A 17,880-nucleotide genomic window follows, 5' to 3' on the forward strand; every position below is an offset into this window, starting at 1 on the left:
CGGACCGAAGTCCGGACAGACCAGGGAGGATCTCTTCGATCTTACTTGATCTGGTCCATGGTGTAGTAACCCGAGCCGATAAGCAGCTCTTCCCAGTTCGCTTCCGTGACAGGCAGCGGTTCGAGAAGATAGGAGGGCACGACGTTCACGCCGTTGTTGTAGGTCGTGGTGTCGTTGATTTCCGGCTCGCTGCCCTTCAGCAGCGCATCGACCATGCCCACGGTCACGCCGGCCAGCGCGCGGGTGTCCTTGAAGATAGTGGAATACTGCTCGCCCGCGAGGATGGACTTCACCGACGGCACTTCGGCGTCCTGGCCGGTGACGACCGGCATCTTCATGTCGCCCGAGCCATATCCGACGCCCTTGAGCGAGGACAGGATGCCGATGGAAAGGCCATCGTAGGGCGACAGCACGCCGTGAACTTCCTTGTCGGTATAGTTCGCGGACAGCAGGTTATCCATGCGCGCCTGTGCGACAGCACCGTCCCAACGCAGGGTGCCGACGGTGTCCATGCCCTTCTGGCCGGAGACGACCTCGATCGAGCCGTCGTCGATCAGCGGCTGCAGCACGCTCATGCCGCCGTTGTAGAAGAAATATGCGTTGTTGTCGTCGGGCGAGCCGCCGAAGAGCTCAACGTTCCAGGGCTTCACGTCCGGGAAGCGCTCCTTCAGCCCGTCAACCAGCGTGGTGGCCTGCTGCACGCCGACCTTGAAGTTGTCGAAGGTCGCGTAATAGTCGACGTTGCCGCTGTCGCGGATCAGGCGGTCATATGCGATGACCTTGATGCCCGAAGCTGCGGCGTTTTCCAGCGCGTTCGACAGGGTTGTCCCGTCGATGGCCGCAATCACCAAAACGTCGACGCCCTTGGTGATCATGTTCTCGATCTGGGCCAGCTGGTTCGGAATATCATCCTCAGCATACTGCAGATCGGTTTCGTAGCCCGCAGCGTTGAACTGTTCGACCATCGAATTGCCGTCCGAGATCCAGCGCGCCGAGGACTTGGTCGGCATGGCGATCCCTACGGTGCCGTCTGCCAAGGCGGCTGTCGCAAGCATGGCAACAGCACTGGCTGAGGCCAGAAATTTCGTGAACTTCATGGTGTTCCTCCAACTTGAAGCGGGCGTTTCCTGCCTGCGCTTCATCTCCCTGTCAGGTCCTCCCGAACCTTGATGTTAGGTAGCAGGTGCCGCTCATAACTCTCAATTCGATTTTTCGACAATCTGCTTACCAAAAATGGTATGTTGCTTCATGGACATTGCGACACGACTCAAACCAGCCCACCTCAACCTTCTGGTAAAGGTTGCAGAATCCGGACAGCTCCAGCGGGCCGCCCAGATGGTCGGGATGTCGCAACCGGCCGCCTCCAGGATTCTTGCGGATATCGAAGAGAGGATGGGCGGGCCCCTCTTTGAACGACATCCCAAAGGAATGAAGGGCACGGCCCTCGGAGACCTCTGCATCCGGCACGCAAAGGTTATCCTCGAAGAATACGGCGCTCTCGACGAAGATGCCCGCCGGATCACATCAGGACAGTCCGGCCGAGTCAGGGTCGGTGCCGTGACCGGACCTGCGGTCGGCCTGCTGATGCCTGCGATACTTGCTGTGAAGGCGTCAGCGCCGGATATCGAGATGACGATCGGCGTCGGCCCGTCGACCGAACTGGTGCGTGGACTTGTCGAAGGCCGCTTCGACTTTGTGATCGCCCGCATTCCACCCGAATATGACTCTCGCGATTTCAGACTTCAGCCGGCCCGCAGCGAAATCGTATCGCTGCTCGTCCGACCGGATCACCCCCTGGCCAAACAAAAGCTGATCGACCTGAGCGATCTAAACCGGTTCGAATGGGTGATTCAGGAGATCGGCTCTCCGATCCGTCAGGCCGTCGAAGCCGCGTTTCACGAAAAGAAGATCGCCACGCCGACGCGGATCACCAATTCGTCGTCCCTGCTGGTGGTCCTTTCGCTTCTCGAGTCCACGGATACGATCGCGCCGCAGTCCGAAGAAGTCGCCAAAATGCTGGCTGACGGGCCGCTTGGCACCAACATCGTCACACTCGAACTGGCCGACCCGATCATGGTGCCGCCCTGTTTTATTATCAGGAACAGGTTCGGGCAGCTCCCACAGGCCGCGATTCAACTCATCAACGCCGTGTTCGAAAACCTCTGAAGGGTCCGTTGCATTAACCATCGGGATGTCGGAAACATCGTTGCCCCAGGCTGAGGAGTGAGCGATGTCCCGGCGCAATCCGTTCAAGAGGCACCGGTTTCCGCGCGAGGTCATCCTGCTGGCGGTGCGCTGGTACTGCCGCTACCCGCTTTCGTGCCGGGACGTGCGGGATATGCTTGCCGAGCGGGGTGTTGCTTTTGATGCCTCAACGGTTCACCGATGGGTGCGAAAGTTTGGCCCCGAAATCCGGAAACGGGCCCAAGCCTGTCAACGGCAGGCGACGCCCCGACCAGCTCGCGGCGGCGGCAGCGGCCAGGGCCAGCGGTTTCCAGCTCCCGCCGCAGCAGCATGTTCTCGCGCTTCAGCCGCGCCGTCTCGATGCAGCGGCGCAGGGCATTTAAGATCTGGTTGGAGCAGAAAGGCTTCAGAATGAAATCCGACGCCCCGGCCCGCAGCGCGTCGATTGCCGTCTGCAGATCGGCATAGGCGGTAATCAGGATGGTATCGGTGAAGCCGCCTTCACGCCGCTGCTCCTCCAGCCAGTCCAGGCCTTTCTGGCCAGGCATGATGTTGTCGAGGATCATCACATCATATTGCCGGGTATTGAGCAGGGCGGTTGCGGCTCCGGTGTCTTCGGCTTCATCCACCAACTGGCATAGAGGGCGCAGTGTTTTCGCGAGGAAATTACGCATTCCTGGCTCATCGTCCACGATGAGAATACTTGCTTGCCCGAGCGGGTCGGCCAGCCTTGCCATATCTGTATTTGTCATATCTGCCGCTCTTCTGTGTGGGCGGTATTGGACTATTGTCGCTTTCCGGCGCTTTGTCGAGAGAACAGGGCCTTGCTCACTGCAGGGCGCTGCGTTCTGAAAGCTGTAGCTTGAGTGAACCGGCAATATCCCGGTTATCGTTCAGCAGCGGGCGGCATACTGTGACCCGCCGCGGGATTGAGCCGGTTAGGAGATCAGTAAACGATCTATCCGTCTTCAGGTGCGCTGGGGCGGTTACAGCATCAACGCCGAACCGCGGTCAGGGTACCGGCGGGCGAAAGAAATACCGTGCTTTGAAGGCGACTTGCCAGGCTTGTCCATCCAAGGAAATCTGCGAGCCCAACCAGGCGAATGCTGCAAAACGCACAATTGTCTTAAACGACCTGAGAAGCTGCCACCAAACGATGGCTCCTGACGCGCCGCGAGGGATGACAGAACACCGAAACTCCGCCGGCAGAGTCGGTTACACCCGAGACGCCCTATTCATTCATCACAAGAGCGGACTGTTGGCCGGTCATCCTGCGGACCTCAGACACAGCCTCGGCAAGTGCCGGGCCGACCTCGTCAGAGATGCGCTGATCAGTAAGCTGCTTTGAGGTCGAGCTTGCCAGAAAAGCCACCGGCTCACCTAAGTCAGAAGGACGGTATGGCACAGCGACGGCGTTGATGGTCTCGGAAAACCGGTTTTCCCCCCGCACTTGAGTGTAGCCGTCAGCCAGGATCTCGTCGTGCGCGGCAAGTCTGATTGCCGCGAATTCCGCCAGCAACTCTTCTGGCTCATCGTCTTGGCTTTCAAGAAAACGGGCAAATTCCTCATCGTTGAGCGCCCCCAGATACGCTTTGCCGCTGGAAGACGTATGCAGCGGCATCCGGTAGCCGACATCCAGCCAGATCGCAGATGAATTCACCGGCCGCCAGGCCCTGGTCAGCAGCATCCGCTGGTCATCTTTTATGCTGATCGCTGTCAAAGTGCCGGTTGCATCTGCCAGCCGCTGCATCACCGGTGAAGCAATCTCGACAAAGGCAAAGGAAGCGGCCGCGATGTTCCCCAGTGCAAGCGCCGCCGGGCCGAGGCGGTATTTGTCGTGCCGCCGCCCATGGGTCAGGTATCCAAGCGCGCACAAGGTGAAGGTCAGCCTGGACACCGTCGGCCGCGGAATGCCGGTGCGCTCTGAGATTTCGAGATTGCCCAGGCCGTCATCCGTCGGGCGGAATGCCCGCAGAATTGTAAGACCCCGCGCCAGTGTGTTTGCAAATCTCTTGTCCGAGGAATCGGCTGGCATGGTGTTTCCTGTATCTATGCGGGCGTCAGGCCTGCACGGGGCATTCACTGTTCGCTCATCCTCAATACTACTGAACCGCATTTGACAGCACCAGAGAGATTGACGGGAAAGCCACCAGCAAAAGCAGCACAATCACGTCGATGCTGAGGAACCGCCAGATGCCGGAAAAAACCATGCCGACAGGAGCCTCTCTCCCGACGACATTGAAAGGACAAAGACGTTCAGCCCCACCGGCGGCGTAATCAGGCCGATCTCCAGCAATTTCACTACGACGACACCGAACCAGATCAAGTTCAGCCCGTAGGATTCCACCAGCGGCACCACCAGCGGCAAGGTCAGAACCATGATCCCGATCGGATCCAGAAACATGCCCAGCACCAGATAGACCACGCAGATGGCAAACAGCAGCGTCGCGGTCGAGAATTCAGCCTGCGAAACCCAATCCACCAGCGCCGGGGCCATGCCCGTCAGCGCGATGGCCGCAACGAATATCTTGGCCCCCGCCGCTACAAAGAAGATCGCGGCAGTTTGCACACAGGTTTCCCGGACCGCCTGCCAGATGCCTGCAAGATCAAGCTGCCGCTGCACCAGGCCGATCAGCACAGTCAGCACAACGCTCACCGCCGCCGCCGCGGTGGCGGTAAAGTACCCGCCGTAAATCCCGATCACGATCACCGCAAAGATCACGGCTGCGGGCCATGCTCTTCGGAACGCTGTCAGCTTGTCGGCAAAGCTGGCAGCTTCGCCGCGGGCTGGTACCGCCGCCGGGTCCGCCCTGATCCACATCGCAATGACCAAGACAAAACCCGCCAGCGTCAGCAGCCCCGGCAGAATGCCGGCAATGAACAACTTGTTCACCGAGGTCTCGGTGAAGATCGCATAGATGATGAACAGAATGCTCGGGGGGATCAGAGAGCCGAGTGTACCCCCGGCAGCGACGCTGGCGGTTGCCAGCCTTGGGTCATAGCCAAGGCGCAGCATTTCAGGTGTGCAGATTTTGCCCATGGTCGACGCACAGGCCAGGCTGGAGCCGGTAATGGCGGAAAACCCGCCGCAGCCCATCACCGATGCCACCGCAATGCCGCCGCGCAGGCGAAGCAGCCAGACCTTGGCCGCGTCATAGACCGCTGTGGTGATCCCGGCGCGATAGGCAATGTTTCCCAGCGCAATGAACAGCGGGATCATCGACAGGTCGAAGGAATGCAGCAGATCGAACGAGTTGTTGAAGACCAGCGACGAGGTTGCCCGGAAGGCACGTTCCGGCATGAAGGTGCCAGTGCGGAATGCAAAGATTGTGAAGGCCGCCAGCGTCGCCACGCCGATCAGGGCAAAGGCAATCGGCACACGAATGGCCAGAAGCACAAGCATAACGGCAAAGGCCACAAGGCCGATCAGGGCAGGATCCACGGACAGTCTCCTTGGAAGGTCTATTGAATGTCAGATGGGTGTCAGGTCTTGTGCAGCGCGATCTCGCCGCCGCGCAGCAGGGTCAGTGCGTCGCCAGCAGCCATCACCGCAAGCCGCAGCCATCCCAGCGTAATCCCGATGACAAAGGCCAGCCGCCCCGGCCATTGCGGCAGGTTCAGATCGCCATAAAACACGCTGCCGGTCTGCCACTGATGCAGGAATTCCCGGCCGCCGGAATACAGGATCGGCGTCAGCGCCAAAAGGCCGAACAAGGTGCCGAACACCGTCAGCCATCCCGACACGCGCGGCGGCAGCAGATTGGTCAGAAACTCCACCGCGATATGCGCCCGCTGCGCGGTTGCGGCGGCTAAGGGCATCACAATCGCCAGAACCATCAGATCGCGCACGATGACAATGGTGTCCGGCACTGAGCTGTTGAACAGATTCAGCGCTACGACATCAGCAAAAATCAGCAGCGCCAGCAGGATGATGGCCGCAGCCGATACATCAACAAATACCCGCTCAAGCCTGTGCAGCATCACGTCCTCCCTCGGAATTGCCAGGCGGCGCAGCCGCCGCCCGGCCTCTGCTTCGCCCTGATCAGTTGCTTCGCGTCCAGGGGTACCCTTCGGCTTCGAACTCGGCGGTGAATTCAGCCACCGCGGCGGTGTAGGTTGCCATCAGCTGGTCGGCATCCAAACCGACGCTGCGGGCATTTTCCATCCAGTCGGCAATAAAGGGTTCCGCGGCAGCATTCAGCACAGCCTTGTCAGCCTCGCTCAGCTCGATGACCTCAATCTTGCGGGTGGTCTCGCCTGCGGTCATCGCCTTCATCGCCTTGCTGTTGGCACCGTTCACGATCTTAGCAAACTGGTCCGCCAGTTCCTCGCCCGCCTGCATCAGAACTTCTTGCTGGCCAGCCTCCAGGTTGTCAAAGACCTGCTTGTTCATGAACATGCCATAGCCGCCGATCTGCCCCCAATTCAGGACAGTATAACTGTCGATCACCTCGTCCCATTTCAGCGAGGGAACGATGTAGTCATAGCCCTGGCTGCAGTCGATCAGCCCGGTATCCAAACCCTGGTAGGCCTCATAGACCGACAGGTTCACACGGGTTGCGCCCATTTCGCCGAAAACCTTGCCGTAGACGCCCGCGCCGCGGACCTTCTTGCCCTTGATGTCCTCAACCGAACGGATCGGCTCTCCGGCGCAGGCAACATTGACAGCCGAGGCCGTGAACGTGCCGATATAGACCAGGTTCTGGCGGGCCAGATACTCGGTGATCTGGGGTTCTGAGCGCATCAGATGGTCGGCTGCACGCATGGCGACCCAGGCATTCGGCCCGCCGATGGGGAAGTCAGCCAGCGAGTAGGCCGCCATTTCCTTCTGGAAATAGGCCGCAATGATCGAACCGGCATCCGCCACCCCGTCACTGATCCCCTGTACCGCAGCGCTTGCCTTGAACAGCGCGCCGCCCCATTGGACGTCCAGCCGCAGATCGCCTTCCGACAGCTCGCCAATACGGCTGTTATACCATTTCAGTGCGGCAGGAACCGTGCCCCGGTCGGGGCCGCTGTGGCCGTAGTAAATCACGGTCTCCGCAGATACTGCCGTTGCACCAAGACCGGCCGCAATGGTCAGCCCTCCCAGAATATTCTTGATCATTCCCATGACTGGCATCTCCTCCTCGAAAGCCATTCGTTAGTTTTACTATGTGGAATTTTAAGGCGCTGTCCAGAATTTTATTTCACATACTGGAATTTCTTGATGCGGTCTGCACTTGGCTCGCAGCAGAACAAGAAAACCTCTTCTGCCCTTGTGCAGGCCAAGCAGTTGACGCAACAGATCACACGCTTTCAGCCAACTCGCTTGCAAAGGTTTCGATCAGTTTCGCTTTCAGGATTTTGCCTGTCGGCGCGGCAGGCAGGGCCGCGGCCACGATAATGCGTGCCGGCCGTTTGTAGGGCGCAAGCCGATCATGCAGAAAGGATTTCAGCTCAGCTTCTTTCACGCTGCTGCCGGTGGCGGCGCTGACAAAGGCCAGAACCTCCTCGTTGCCTTCAACGGCACGGCCCACCACGCTTGCCACCACCACATCGGGATGCTCGGTCAGCGCCGCCTCGATCTCCACCGGATAGACATTGAAGCCGGACCTGATGATCAGCTCCTTGGTGCGCCCGGCAATATGCAGCCGCCCTTCATCATCAAAACGGCCAAGGTCGCCAGTGCGGAAAAACCCGTCCTCTGTCAGCGCTACAGCTGTTTGCACCGGATCACGGAAATAGCCCTTCATGATCTGCGGACCACCAACAAGGATCTCGCCGATACCTGCTTCCCGGGTGGCGCCCGGCGCGTCCAGATCCAGCTCAAGGATGCTATCGCCCATCGGCAGTCCGACGCTGATGTCAGGGTCGCCGAATGCGTTGCGGGTTGCACAAACACCGGCTGTGCCTTCAGTTAGCCCGTAGCCGTTTTGCAGCGGCAAGCCATAGAAGGCCTCCGCCTCGCGTTTCCAGGCCGGATCCAGGGGCGCACCGCCCGAGGAGACAAACCGCAGTTTTCCCGCATCATAGCGCGGCTTGCCGTGGGAGCGGGCATAGTTGAACAGATGCGCATGCATCTGCGGCACCGCGGGCAGCAGGGTCACATCCTCCTGCAGTGCCTGGTACAGGCGCTCTGCCGAGAATTGCGCCTCCATCCGTATCGCCGATTGCGCTAGGGTGACAGACAGCATGGTGACCAGTCCGAAAATATGGCTGAGCGGCAGCGCCAGATAGGTCACATCCGACTTTTGAATGCCCCGCACCTCGGCTGCGGCGGCCGCCCCTGCAATCAGGTTGGCATGGGTCAGCATCGCGGCCTTGGGGGTGCCGGTTGTGCCTGAGGTGTAAAGCAGAAGGGAGACCTGTTCGCGCCCGTCCCCTGACACCGGTTCCGGCGAAGCACCCGCGCGCTGCATCAGGGCTGCCGCGCCAAAGGCGCCCTGTACGTCCTGGGCGCCGTAGTGATCTGCATGGGTTCGGGCCGCCGCGGATGAGGCCGTTGTGAACACGACGGCACTGGGGTCGGAGTGGGCAAATATCCGGCCCAGCTCAGCCGTGGTCAGCCGCGCATTGATGGCAACCGCGGATGCATCCAGCATGCTTGCACCAAAGAAGAATGCGATCACCTCGGTGCAGTTTTCAAACACCAGAACCACCCGGTCGCCGGGCTGGACAGCCGCGGCCTTCAACTGCTGCGCCGCGGCGGATGCCGCTTGGGACATTTCCATCCAGGTCAGCCGGCGGCCATCCTGATCTACCAGCGCCAAAGCATCGGGGCGGGCGTCAGCGGCTGCCTGCAAAAGCCTATGTACGCGATTTTGCATGTCTATCCTCCTCCCTTGCGCCCTCACGCCGCCAGGCCCAGCCGCCCGAAGACCGCCAGCGCCTCAGCCTCGAGCCGCGCGGTGATTTCGGCAAAGGGCTCCACCTTGTCCACAAACCCCAGCGCATGGCCCGCCGACAGCAGCCCCTGGGAGACGTCGCCAGTGGCATAGGCTTGGCGCCCGATCTTGCCGGACACATGCTTCAGCAGTTCCTGAATGCCGATCTCCGGATTGTCGCGCTCCAGCTTGGCAACTGTTTCTGTGGTTTGGTTGCGAAGGCTGCGCACGGTGTTGCGCACCGAGCGCATGGTCAGCTGCGTATCCAGTTCGCTCGCATTCACCATCGCCTGCTTATAACCCGGATGCGCGGTCAGCTCGCTGGCAACAAGGAACCTTGTGCCCATCACCACGCCCGCCGCGCCCATGACCAGTGCCGCCATAATCTGCTTGCCGTGCCCGATGCCGCCGCCGATGAGCCAGGGGATGGTCAGCCGGTCCCCGGCCAGGCCTGCGTTGACCATGCTGCCAATCATGTCCATGCCGGGATGGCCGCCGCATTCGGCGCCGACAATCGATACCATATCGACCCCCACATGCTCAGCCTTCACCGCAAAGCGCAGGCTGGGCACCTTATGCAGCACGGTGATCCCGGCATCCTTGAGGATGGGCATGAACGCCTCGGGGCTGCGGCCGGATGTTTCGACGAACTGCACGCCTTCGTCCGCGATCAGACGGAACACCTCTTCGGTCTTCTCACCCGGCACCAGCTTGGGAATCATCGAGACGTTGACCCCGAAGGCCTTCCCTTCGCACATCTCACGGCAGCGGCGGATCTCGGCGCGCAGATCGTCCATCTCGGGAAAACTTGCGGCAGTGATGAACGAGATAATCCCGGCCCGGGCCGCAGCCGATACATATTCGGCATTGGCAAGCCATTGCAGGCCGCCCGCCACAACCGGCAGCCGTGTGCCGTAGGTCCGGGTCACGGCTGTATCGAAAATCGCCGGAAGCGCAGAAGTATGCAACATATCGGTCTCCTTACCGGAATACTGGGGAGGTCTTGCTGAGAAAGGCGCCGATGCCCGCCTGGGCCTCGTCACCGCCAAGGGCCTTGGCCATGGCATCGCGTTCATAGTCAAGTTGGTCCTCGAAACTGGCGGTTTCGGCCTGGTTGAGCAGCTCCTTGGTGTCGGCAATCGCCGTTTCAGGGCCGCGGGCCACCGCATCGGCCAAAGCTTCGGCCTGCGCCAGGGTGCGGCCCTTGGGTGCCAGTTCCGTCACCGCCCCCAGTTGATGCATCCGCTCAGCGCTGAGCGGTTCGGCCAGCATCGCCATCCGTGCCACGGTCGCCCGCGGCAGGGCCTGGGTCAGCGCATAGGTGGCGCCGCCATCCGGCACCAGGCCCGCCTTGACGTAGGCCAGGGTGAACATCGCCCCCTCTTCAGCGACGATCATGTCCGCCGCCATCGCCAAGGACAGCCCTGCTCCTGCCGCGCCGCCTTCGACAGCTGCAATCACAGGCTTGGAGCAGGCCCGGACCGCACAGATAAGGGCGTTCAGCTTGCCGATCTGCATTTGCCGCTCCTCATAGGGCATCTCGCGGCGTTCCTTCAGCATGTTCAGATTGCCCCCGGAACAGAAGAACCCGCCCGCGCCCGCCAGGATCACCGCTGCAATCGCAGGGTCCCGCGCCGCCCGCGCCAGACCGTCCTGCAAGCCGTGATAATACTCATACGACAGCGCATTGCGCATCGCCGTGTTGCAGTTCCAAATAACCAGGGTCCTGCCGCGGGCCTCATGCCGGAAAAGCGCGCTCATGCCGCATCCTCTGCTGCTGTCCCGCGCACCCGTTTAAAGACGCCGGTGGAGGCTGCAATCAGCCGCCCTGCCCCGTCCCGCAGGTCGCAAGAGACAAATTTGGTTGTGCTGCCGCCGCCGGTGATCCGTCCGGATGCCCGCACGCGGCCGTGCCGGGCCACCGCAAGGTAGTTGACGTTCAGCGACAGGGTGACAAAGGGGGTGATGCCCTGCGGATCGCAGGACAGGCTGGCAGTTATCCCGCTGGCCGTGTCCAGCAGCGTAGCCGCAACCCCGCCATGCAAGCCGCCCTGGCGGTTCAGGTGCAGGCTGGAAATCTCCAGCACGCAATGCGCCTCAACCGCCTCCCGGTCTAGCTCGATGTCATAGCCCATCGCTTCAAACAGCGGGATCAGGGGCCTGTCAGGGCGGACCAGCGGCATCTCTTACCCTGCCTTCAGCGCGATGAAGCGCTCCAGATGGTAGTCCGTGTCGCCGAACAGATGGTCGATCATCGTCAGGCGGCGGGCAAAATGGGACAGCGCGTATTCATCGGTCATGCCGATGCCGCCGTGCATCTGGATGCATTCCTCAGCCACCTGCGCCCCGGCCCGACCAATCAGGTTCTTGGCCGCGCTGGCGTGGCTTTCGCGCAAAGCCCGCGGCTGATCCAGATTGCCTGCCAGGTTGATCACCGAAGAACGCGCCTGCTCCACTTCGATAAGCATGTCCGCCATCCGGTGCTGCAGCGCCTGAAACTTGCCGATCGGCATGCCGAACTGCTTGCGCTCCTTCAGATAGCTGATGGTCAGATCCTTGGCGGCCTCCATCGCCCCCAGCGCCTCGGCGCAGATGGCTGTCAGACCGCGGGCAACAGAGGCTTCCAGCGCCTCCAGCCCTTCTCCGGCAGCGCCCAGCCGCGCCGTGTCCGCCAGCCGCACATCATCCAGCGCAACCGTTGCAGACGGTATGCCGTCCATATTGCGGTGGCCGCTGACGGTCACGCCCGGCATGTTCACCGGCACCAGAAACAACGAAATGCCTGCCGCATCCGCCGCCACGCCAGCCTCCCGCGCCGAAACCACCAGGGTCTGCGCCTCAGCTCCATATAGCACATGGGTCTTGATGCCGTTCAGCTCGATGGCATCGCCTTCGGCTGCCGCCGTGGTTTCCACGTGGTTCAGGTCATAACGCGATCCAGCTTCGCCCTGGGCTAGCGCCGCCACATGGGTTCCGGCAATGATCTCATCCGCCAGTCCGCGCTGGCGGCCATTGCCAATAGCGGCTATCAGCCCGCCTGCCAGCACTGCTGGCAGCACCGGTTCGATCACTCCAGCGCGGCCCAGCTCTTCGAATACCACCATCAGGTCAAAACCCCGGCCGCCGAAACCGCCCTGATCCTCGCGGAACATGGCCCCCAGCACGCCCAGTTCTGCCAGCCCGGCATAGATCCCGGTATCAAACGGCTCACCCGCCGCAATCAGCGCCCGCCGGTTCTCATGCGCGTATTTGTCCGCTAGAAACCGCCGCAGAGTGTCGCGCAGCATCGTCCGTTCTTCGGTCAGATTGAAATCCATGTCGCCTGCCCCCGTTACAGCCCCAGAATGGCCTTGGTGATGATGGTGCGCTGCACCTCGTTCGAACCGCCAAAGATCGACAGCTTGCGCATGTTGAAATATGAGGGCGCCGCCGCTGCCGCATGATCCGGACCCAGCGCCGCTGCATTGCTGCCGCCATCCAGAAAGTCAGGTTGGAACGGCAGCGCGTCCGGCCCCATCGTCCGGCGCAGCAGCGACGTCAGCTCCTGCCGGATCACCGTGCCCTTGACCTTCAGCATCGAGCTTTCGGCGCCGGGCGCCTGCCCCTTGGCCGCTGCCGAGACAACCCGCAGGTTGGTGGTCGCCATCGCCATCAGGTCGATCTCTGCCTGCGCCATGCGGGCCGCGAAATGCGGGTTCTCCGCCAGTGGCCGGCCGCCGGACTTCACCCGCCCGGCAACATGTTTCAACGTGGTCAAAAGCGCCGTGGAAAAACCCACGCCTGCAATATTGGTGCGCTCATGGGTCAGCAGGTACTTGGCGTAGGTCCAGCCCTTGTTCTCCTCGCCCACCAGGTTCTCCGCAGGCACCCGGACGTTGTCAAAGAACACCTCGTTCACCTCCGGCTCGCCATCAATCAGCACGATAGGGCGGACCGTGACTCCGGGTGTGTCCAAGTCGACCAGCAGAAAGGAGATGCCTTCCTGTTTCTTGGCATCCGGATCCGTCCGCACCAGGCAGAAAATCCAGTTCGCGTGCTGGCCCAGCGTGGTCCAGGTCTTCTGGCCGTTGACCACATAGTGTTCGCCGTCGCGCACCGCGCGGGTTTTGACCGCCGCCAGATCGGACCCGGCACTTGGTTCCGAGTAGCCCTGGCACCACCAGTGCTGGCCGTTCAGGATGCGCGGCAGGAAACGCTGGCGCTGGCCTTCAGATCCAAACGCCAGCAGGACCGGCGCCAGCATCGACAAGCCAAAAGGCAGGCTGCGCGGGGCATGGGCGAGACAGGCTTCCTCCTCAAAGATATGGCGCTGCACCGCATTCCACTCGCAACCGCCATAGGCCCGGGGCCAGTTCGGCGCCAGCCAGCCGCGCGCATTCAGCAGGCTGTGCCACAGTTCCATGTCCGCCTTGCCCAGCCGCTTGCCCAGCCGCACTTTTTCGCGCAGCTCATTCGGCAGGGTTTCCTTGAGCCACTGGCGGACCTCTGTCCGGAACGCCTGTTCTTCCTTGGTGTAATTCAGATCCATCGCGTGGTGCCCCTCAGAAGATTTCAAACAGGCCGGCCGCACCCATTCCGCCGCCGATGCACATGGTGACAACGCCCAGCCTGGCGCCGCGCCGCCGCCCTTCCAGCAGCAGATGCCCGGTCATCCGCGCACCGGTCATGCCGAACGGGTGGCCGATCGAGATCGAACCGCCGTTGACGTTGCAAATCTCCGGGTCGATCTCCAGCCGATCGCGGCAGTAAAGCGCCTGCGAGGCGAAGGCCTCATTCAGCTCCCACAGATCAATGTCGCTGACCGTCAGCCCGTGCCGCTGCAGCAGGCGCGGCACCGCGTAGACCGGGCCGATGCCCATCTCATCCGGCTCGCAGCCTGCCACGGCAAAGCCTTTGAACGCGCCCAGTGGCTCGGCGCCTTCCCGTTCAGCCACCGCGCTGTCCATCAGCACCAGCGCCGCCGCCCCGTCGCTCAGTTGCGAGGCATTGCCGGCGGTGACGAATTGCCCCTCACCCTGCACCGGGGCCAGTCCGGCCAGCCCCTCCAGCGTGGTGTTCGGCCGGTTGCAATCATCCATGGCAAAGGTCACCTCCTTGCGGGTGATTTCGCCGCTTTCCTTGTCCTTGAAGGCCTGGGTCACGGTGATAGGCACAATTTCATCATCCAGACGGCCCGCTGCCTGCGCCGCAGCCGTGCGCTGCTGGCTAGACAGCGCCAATTCGTCCTGCGCTTCGCGGCTGATGCCATAGCGTTCGGCGACGATGTCAGCGGTCTGGATCATCGGGAGATACAGTTCCGGCTTGTTTTCCAGGATCCAGCTTTCCCGCGCCTGCGGCGGGCGTGCGGGCGGCATCTGGCTTATGCTTTCCACCCCTCCCCCGATCGCGGCCGGCGCGCCCTCCATCACAATCGAATGCGCCGCCATGGCGACCGCCTGCAGCCCGGAAGAGCAGAAGCGGTTCACGGTGGCTGCGGAAACGGACACCGGCAGCCCTGCGCGGATCACCGACTGGCGGGCAATGTTGGACCCGGTCCAGCCTTCGGGGTAGCCGCAGCCGACCAGCGCGTCCTCGATCAGGTCCGGCGCAATGCCGGCACGCTGCACCGCATGGCTGATGGCATGGCCCGCCATAGTGGCTCCATGGGTTTCATTGAATGCCCCGCGGTAGGATTTGGCCAGACCGGTGCGCGCGGTGGAGACGATGACCGCCTGTTTCATTGAAAACTCCTTCAGGTGTTGAGGCTGGCAAAGGTCCGGCCTTCGGCGGCCAGACGTTCCAGCAGCGGCGCAGGCTGCCAGAGCAGGGGATCTCCCTCGTGGAAGCGGCAGATATCCTGCAGGATCCTGTCCAGCCCGATGGCATCGGCATAGTGCATCGGCCCGCCGCGCCAGCGCGGAAACCCGTAACCGTTCAGCAGGGTCACATCCACATCCAGCGGTCTCAGAGCGATGCCATCCCCGACCACGCGCGCAGCCTCGTTCACCATTGCAGCCATGTAGCGGCTGATGATTTCCGCTTCGCCGATGCTGCGGGGCGTGATGCCCTTGGCAGCCCGTTCCGCCGCGATGATCTCTTCCACCTCAGGGTCAGGACGAGGGCTGCTGGCGCCCTCCTCGTAGATATAGAAACCGCGCCCGGTCTTTCGCCCGAACCGGCCCAATTCGCAAAGCCGGTCGGCAAATTCGGGATAGGTCTCCCCCGGGTCACGCGCCGGAGCCAAACGTTTGCGGTTCGCCCAGCCGATATCCAGCCCGGCCAGATCGCCCACTGCAAACGGCCCCATCGCCAGGCCGAAGCCCGTCAGCGCCCTGTCGACCGCATAGGGGCTCGCCCCTGCCAGCGCCATGCCGTAGGCCGCCTTGCTGTAGTGCGACAGGATCCGGTTGCCGATAAAGCCGTCGCAGACCCCCGCGCGCACCGCCACTTTTTTCAGCCGCTTGGCCAGTGCAAAGCCCGTCGCCACTGCGTCCGGGGCAGTTTCAGCCCCCACCACAACTTCCAGCAGCCGCATAACATGCGCCGGCGAAAAGAAATGCAGACCAATCACATCCTGCGGGCGGCTGGTCATTGCCGCAATCCAGTTCAGGTCCAGGTACGAGGTGTTCGACGCCAGAATGGCTCCTGGCTTGCAGACCTTGTCAAGCCGGCTGAACACGTCCTTCTTGACGTCCATGCTTTCAAACACGGCTTCGATCACCAGATCCGCCTGTGCGAAGTCCTCGTACGCAGTGGTGCAGCGGAAGGCTCCGGCAAGCATGGCATCGCGCTGCGGCCCGGACAGCTTGCCGCGTTTCACTGCACTGTCCAGCATCTTTCCGACACTGGCCGCTGCCTTTGACGCTGCCGCCTCATCGCGCTCAACCAGGGTCACGTCAAGGCCGCTAAGCAAAGCGCTGACGGCTATCCCGGTCCCCATTGTGCCGCCGCCGACTACACCCATCCGGTAGATTTCACGCGGTTCAACTCTTTCGGCATCCGGCAGCTTTCCAGCCTGCCGCTCGGCAAAGAAGGCATGGATCAGAGCCTTACTCTGATCGGAAGCCATCAGGTCCTGAAACAGTGCGCGCTCTTTCTTCAGCCCCTCGGCGAACGGCAACGACATTGCCGCCTCCACCGCATCCAGGCAGGCCATTGGCGCAACAGCCCCGCGCGCGGCCTGGGCTGTTTTGGCCCGGAAGGCCGCCATATCCGCCGGCTCTAGTGTACTGCACGGCAGGCTGCCGGACGGGCGTGGCCCCTTGCCAGCCGCGATCAGGCCCCGTGCGAAGGCAACGCCTTCGGCGCAGGCATCGCTGCTGTCCGCAATCCGGTCAATCAATCCCATCGAGAGCGCCGCATCGGCATCAACCGGTTTGCCGCCGGTGATCATCCGGGCTGCATCTGCCGCCGGGATCAAGCGCGGCAGGCGCTGAGTGCCGCCTGCGCCGGGCAGCAGCCCCAACGACACCTCCGGCAGGCCGAACCGGGTATCCTTCACTGCAACGCGGTAGTGCGCCCCCAGGGCAATCTCCAGCCCGCCGCCAAGCGCGTTTCCGTGCATCGCGGCAATGACCGGCACAGGCGCCGCTTCGATTTCATTAATGAGATCCGGCAGAACCGGCGCCTGGGGCGGCTTGCCGAATTCCCGTATATCCGCTCCGGAAAAGAAGCTGCGGCCCGCGCAACAGATAACCACCGCCTTGGTCTGCGCGCTGTTCAGCGCCCTCCGCAAACAGTCCTGCAAGCCAGCACGCACCGCGTGCGAAAGAGCATTCACCGGCGGGTTCTCCACCGTCACAACAGCAATGCCGTCATCCATTGCCAGATTGACCAGGTTCACCATTTCCCCCCGCACGTTGCTCTCAGAATCTCTTGCTTTAGTTTTGCTAACTAATCCGATCTCTATTTTCAATATGTAAAATTTCATTCCTTTATGCAGAATTTCACGTCCAGCGAAACAGCTGCTCATCTACAAGGTCGCACAGGACGCGGCAAATAACGCGAACACGCACGCACTCACTGTCAACCGTGTGGAGTGTCGGCCAGTCAGGTTCCGGACTGAGGCTCATGATAAAGGGCCGCTTCTGCAGTCGCTCACCCGCGACGACTGGTTCCGCACCTGAAAGCGCGGATAGAGTGTTTGCCGCCGGTGGTCTCGGCAACGCATCCGAAGCCGGCGGGACGCCCTTGAGTATTCGTCGACCTGTCCCTGTTCTGCCGCTCTGTCCCGGCAGGTAATCGAGCAGGAGTTCCGCGACGCATTCGCGGCAAAGGCAGAGTTGACGTTTGGTGAGGTTTCCGACTGGTTTTGGAACAATGCTTCGGCAGCCACGCCACAAAGCCAACGCAGCGAGGCACAGGTCCCGGTAGAGGCTGCCACCGCTTCCGCGGACCTCGGTCTGCTGTCTCTGATCGACCACATTGATCCGAGATTGGTATGACCGCCCTGGCAAGGGCAACGACAAAGGATCCGTCGAAGGTCTGGTCGGCTAAGCCCGGAGCAATCTCATGGTACCGGTTCTGAACTTCCAAACCTAGGATGCCTTCAATCTATGGCTGGAAGATAAAATCCGCAGGTGCCAAGGCGATAAGCTGCGCGGTTATTGCGGGACGATTGGCGAGCGGCTTCAGCATGATCTGGTTGCGATGGCCGCGTTGCCAGCCACGCCCTTCAAGGCCTGCGATCAGCCGACTGGCCGTGTCGCTCTCTTGCACTCGTGCGCTAGAAAGAACAACGGATTACTCCGAACCGGTCGCCTACGGGCATAGAGACTTCTGGATCCGCGGCCACTTCGACCTCTTCGAGACGACTCTGAGACGCCTGGGACGCAAACTAAGGGCCGTTGTT

General features: G+C 61.9%; 14 protein-coding genes and 4 pseudogenes. 4 read left to right on the forward strand and 14 right to left on the reverse strand.

The features are described 5' to 3' along the window. Positions 1 to 41 precede the first annotated feature (41 nt). Positions 42 to 1,097 carry a multiple monosaccharide ABC transporter substrate-binding protein gene (gene chvE, locus GKC28_RS18300; RefSeq protein ID WP_174148447.1) on the reverse strand — a complete coding sequence of 352 codons (1,056 nt, stop codon included), beginning with the start codon at positions 1,095 to 1,097 and terminating at the stop codon, positions 42 to 44. A gap of 151 nt (positions 1,098 to 1,248) precedes the next feature. On the opposite strand from chvE, the gene GKC28_RS18305 reads away from it, so the two are divergent. Continuing rightward, the gene (locus tag GKC28_RS18305; RefSeq protein WP_174148448.1) at positions 1,249 to 2,166 is read left to right on the forward strand and encodes a LysR family transcriptional regulator; all 918 of its coding nucleotides are present in this window, start codon (positions 1,249 to 1,251) and stop codon (positions 2,164 to 2,166) included. A gap of 64 nt (positions 2,167 to 2,230) precedes the next feature. After that, positions 2,231 to 2,428, forward strand: a pseudogene (locus GKC28_RS26475) (IS6 family transposase); the annotation flags it as partial. A gap of 139 nt (positions 2,429 to 2,567) precedes the next feature. Here the strand turns inward: GKC28_RS26475 and GKC28_RS26480 are convergent. From GKC28_RS26480 to GKC28_RS18370, 13 genes and pseudogenes are all read right to left on the reverse strand, one after another. Beyond that, positions 2,568 to 2,936 (reverse strand): annotated as a pseudogene (locus tag GKC28_RS26480) (response regulator); the annotation flags it as partial. A gap of 479 nt (positions 2,937 to 3,415) precedes the next feature. Continuing rightward, entirely contained in the window at positions 3,416 to 4,219 is an 804-nt protein-coding gene (locus GKC28_RS18315) for an IclR family transcriptional regulator (protein WP_174148449.1), read from the reverse strand. 67 nt (positions 4,220 to 4,286) lie between these two features. After that, positions 4,287 to 5,626: pseudogene (locus GKC28_RS18320) on the reverse strand (TRAP transporter large permease). Positions 5,627 to 5,667: 41 nt separating this feature from the next. Then, on the reverse strand, positions 5,668 to 6,165 hold the full coding sequence (locus GKC28_RS18325) for a TRAP transporter small permease (protein WP_174148450.1): 498 nt from the start codon (positions 6,163 to 6,165) through the stop codon (positions 5,668 to 5,670). Between the two features lie 61 nt (positions 6,166 to 6,226). Beyond that, entirely contained in the window at positions 6,227 to 7,297 is a 1,071-nt protein-coding gene (locus tag GKC28_RS18330) for a C4-dicarboxylate TRAP transporter substrate-binding protein (protein WP_174148451.1), read from the reverse strand. A gap of 175 nt (positions 7,298 to 7,472) precedes the next feature. Next, positions 7,473 to 8,993: a class I adenylate-forming enzyme family protein gene (locus GKC28_RS18335; protein ID WP_174148452.1), complete on the reverse strand. Its 1,521-nt coding sequence runs from the start codon at positions 8,991 to 8,993 to the stop codon at positions 7,473 to 7,475. Between the two features lie 23 nt (positions 8,994 to 9,016). Next, positions 9,017 to 10,021, reverse strand: coding sequence for a nitronate monooxygenase family protein (locus GKC28_RS18340; RefSeq protein WP_174148453.1), 1,005 nt, complete (start codon positions 10,019 to 10,021; stop codon positions 9,017 to 9,019). 10 nt (positions 10,022 to 10,031) lie between these two features. After that, complete coding sequence (locus GKC28_RS18345; RefSeq protein WP_174148454.1) at positions 10,032 to 10,811, reverse strand: oxepin-CoA hydrolase, alternative type; 780 nt, start codon at positions 10,809 to 10,811, stop codon at positions 10,032 to 10,034. Beyond that, positions 10,808 to 11,233, reverse strand: a complete 426-nt coding sequence (locus tag GKC28_RS18350; RefSeq protein ID WP_174148455.1) for a PaaI family thioesterase — start codon at positions 11,231 to 11,233, stop codon at positions 10,808 to 10,810. Before GKC28_RS18350 ends, GKC28_RS18345 begins: the two co-directional genes overlap by 4 nt. Before the next feature lie 3 nt (positions 11,234 to 11,236). Next, positions 11,237 to 12,367, reverse strand: coding sequence for an acyl-CoA dehydrogenase family protein (locus tag GKC28_RS18355; protein ID WP_174148456.1), 1,131 nt, complete (start codon positions 12,365 to 12,367; stop codon positions 11,237 to 11,239). A gap of 14 nt (positions 12,368 to 12,381) precedes the next feature. After that, positions 12,382 to 13,578, reverse strand: coding sequence for an acyl-CoA dehydrogenase family protein (locus tag GKC28_RS18360; RefSeq protein WP_174148457.1), 1,197 nt, complete (start codon positions 13,576 to 13,578; stop codon positions 12,382 to 12,384). A 13-nt stretch (positions 13,579 to 13,591) separates the two neighbouring features. Then, a complete protein-coding gene (locus GKC28_RS18365; protein WP_174148458.1) occupies positions 13,592 to 14,770 on the reverse strand; it encodes an acetyl-CoA C-acyltransferase in 1,179 nt (392 codons plus the stop codon). Positions 14,771 to 14,781: 11 nt separating this feature from the next. After that, on the reverse strand, positions 14,782 to 16,875 hold the full coding sequence (locus GKC28_RS18370) for an FAD-dependent oxidoreductase (protein ID WP_174148479.1): 2,094 nt from the start codon (positions 16,873 to 16,875) through the stop codon (positions 14,782 to 14,784). 394 nt (positions 16,876 to 17,269) lie between these two features. Between GKC28_RS18370 and GKC28_RS26900 the strand changes: the two genes are divergently transcribed. Both GKC28_RS26900 and GKC28_RS26485 read left to right on the forward strand, forming a co-directional pair. After that, on the forward strand, positions 17,270 to 17,473 hold the full coding sequence (locus GKC28_RS26900; RefSeq protein ID WP_368041146.1) for a hypothetical protein: 204 nt from the start codon (positions 17,270 to 17,272) through the stop codon (positions 17,471 to 17,473). Further along, positions 17,454 to 17,823, forward strand: a pseudogene (locus tag GKC28_RS26485) (IS21 family transposase); the annotation flags it as partial. The gene GKC28_RS26900 and the pseudogene GKC28_RS26485, both read left to right, overlap by 20 nt. Positions 17,824 to 17,880: the final 57 nt, after the last annotated feature.

This window comes from Leisingera sp. ANG59 (assembly GCF_013317235.1).
Taxonomy (GTDB): domain Bacteria; phylum Pseudomonadota; class Alphaproteobacteria; order Rhodobacterales; family Rhodobacteraceae; genus Leisingera.

Coding starts and splice junctions, on each gene's coding strand:
- chvE (WP_174148447.1), bottom strand. CDS start 1,097: ATGAAGTTCACGAAATTTCTGGCCTCAGCCAGTGCTGTTGCCATGCTT.
- GKC28_RS18305 (WP_174148448.1), top strand. CDS start 1,249: ATGGACATTGCGACACGACTCAAACCAGCCCACCTCAACCTTCTGGTA.
- GKC28_RS18315 (WP_174148449.1), bottom strand. CDS start 4,219: ATGCCAGCCGATTCCTCGGACAAGAGATTTGCAAACACACTGGCGCGG.
- GKC28_RS18325 (WP_174148450.1), bottom strand. CDS start 6,165: ATGCTGCACAGGCTTGAGCGGGTATTTGTTGATGTATCGGCTGCGGCC.
- GKC28_RS18330 (WP_174148451.1), bottom strand. CDS start 7,297: ATGGGAATGATCAAGAATATTCTGGGAGGGCTGACCATTGCGGCCGGT.
- GKC28_RS18335 (WP_174148452.1), bottom strand. CDS start 8,993: ATGCAAAATCGCGTACATAGGCTTTTGCAGGCAGCCGCTGACGCCCGC.
- GKC28_RS18340 (WP_174148453.1), bottom strand. CDS start 10,021: ATGTTGCATACTTCTGCGCTTCCGGCGATTTTCGATACAGCCGTGACC.
- GKC28_RS18345 (WP_174148454.1), bottom strand. CDS start 10,811: ATGAGCGCGCTTTTCCGGCATGAGGCCCGCGGCAGGACCCTGGTTATT.
- GKC28_RS18350 (WP_174148455.1), bottom strand. CDS start 11,233: ATGCCGCTGGTCCGCCCTGACAGGCCCCTGATCCCGCTGTTTGAAGCG.
- GKC28_RS18355 (WP_174148456.1), bottom strand. CDS start 12,367: ATGGATTTCAATCTGACCGAAGAACGGACGATGCTGCGCGACACTCTG.
- GKC28_RS18360 (WP_174148457.1), bottom strand. CDS start 13,578: ATGGATCTGAATTACACCAAGGAAGAACAGGCGTTCCGGACAGAGGTC.
- GKC28_RS18365 (WP_174148458.1), bottom strand. CDS start 14,770: ATGAAACAGGCGGTCATCGTCTCCACCGCGCGCACCGGTCTGGCCAAA.
- GKC28_RS18370 (WP_174148479.1), bottom strand. CDS start 16,875: ATGGTGAACCTGGTCAATCTGGCAATGGATGACGGCATTGCTGTTGTG.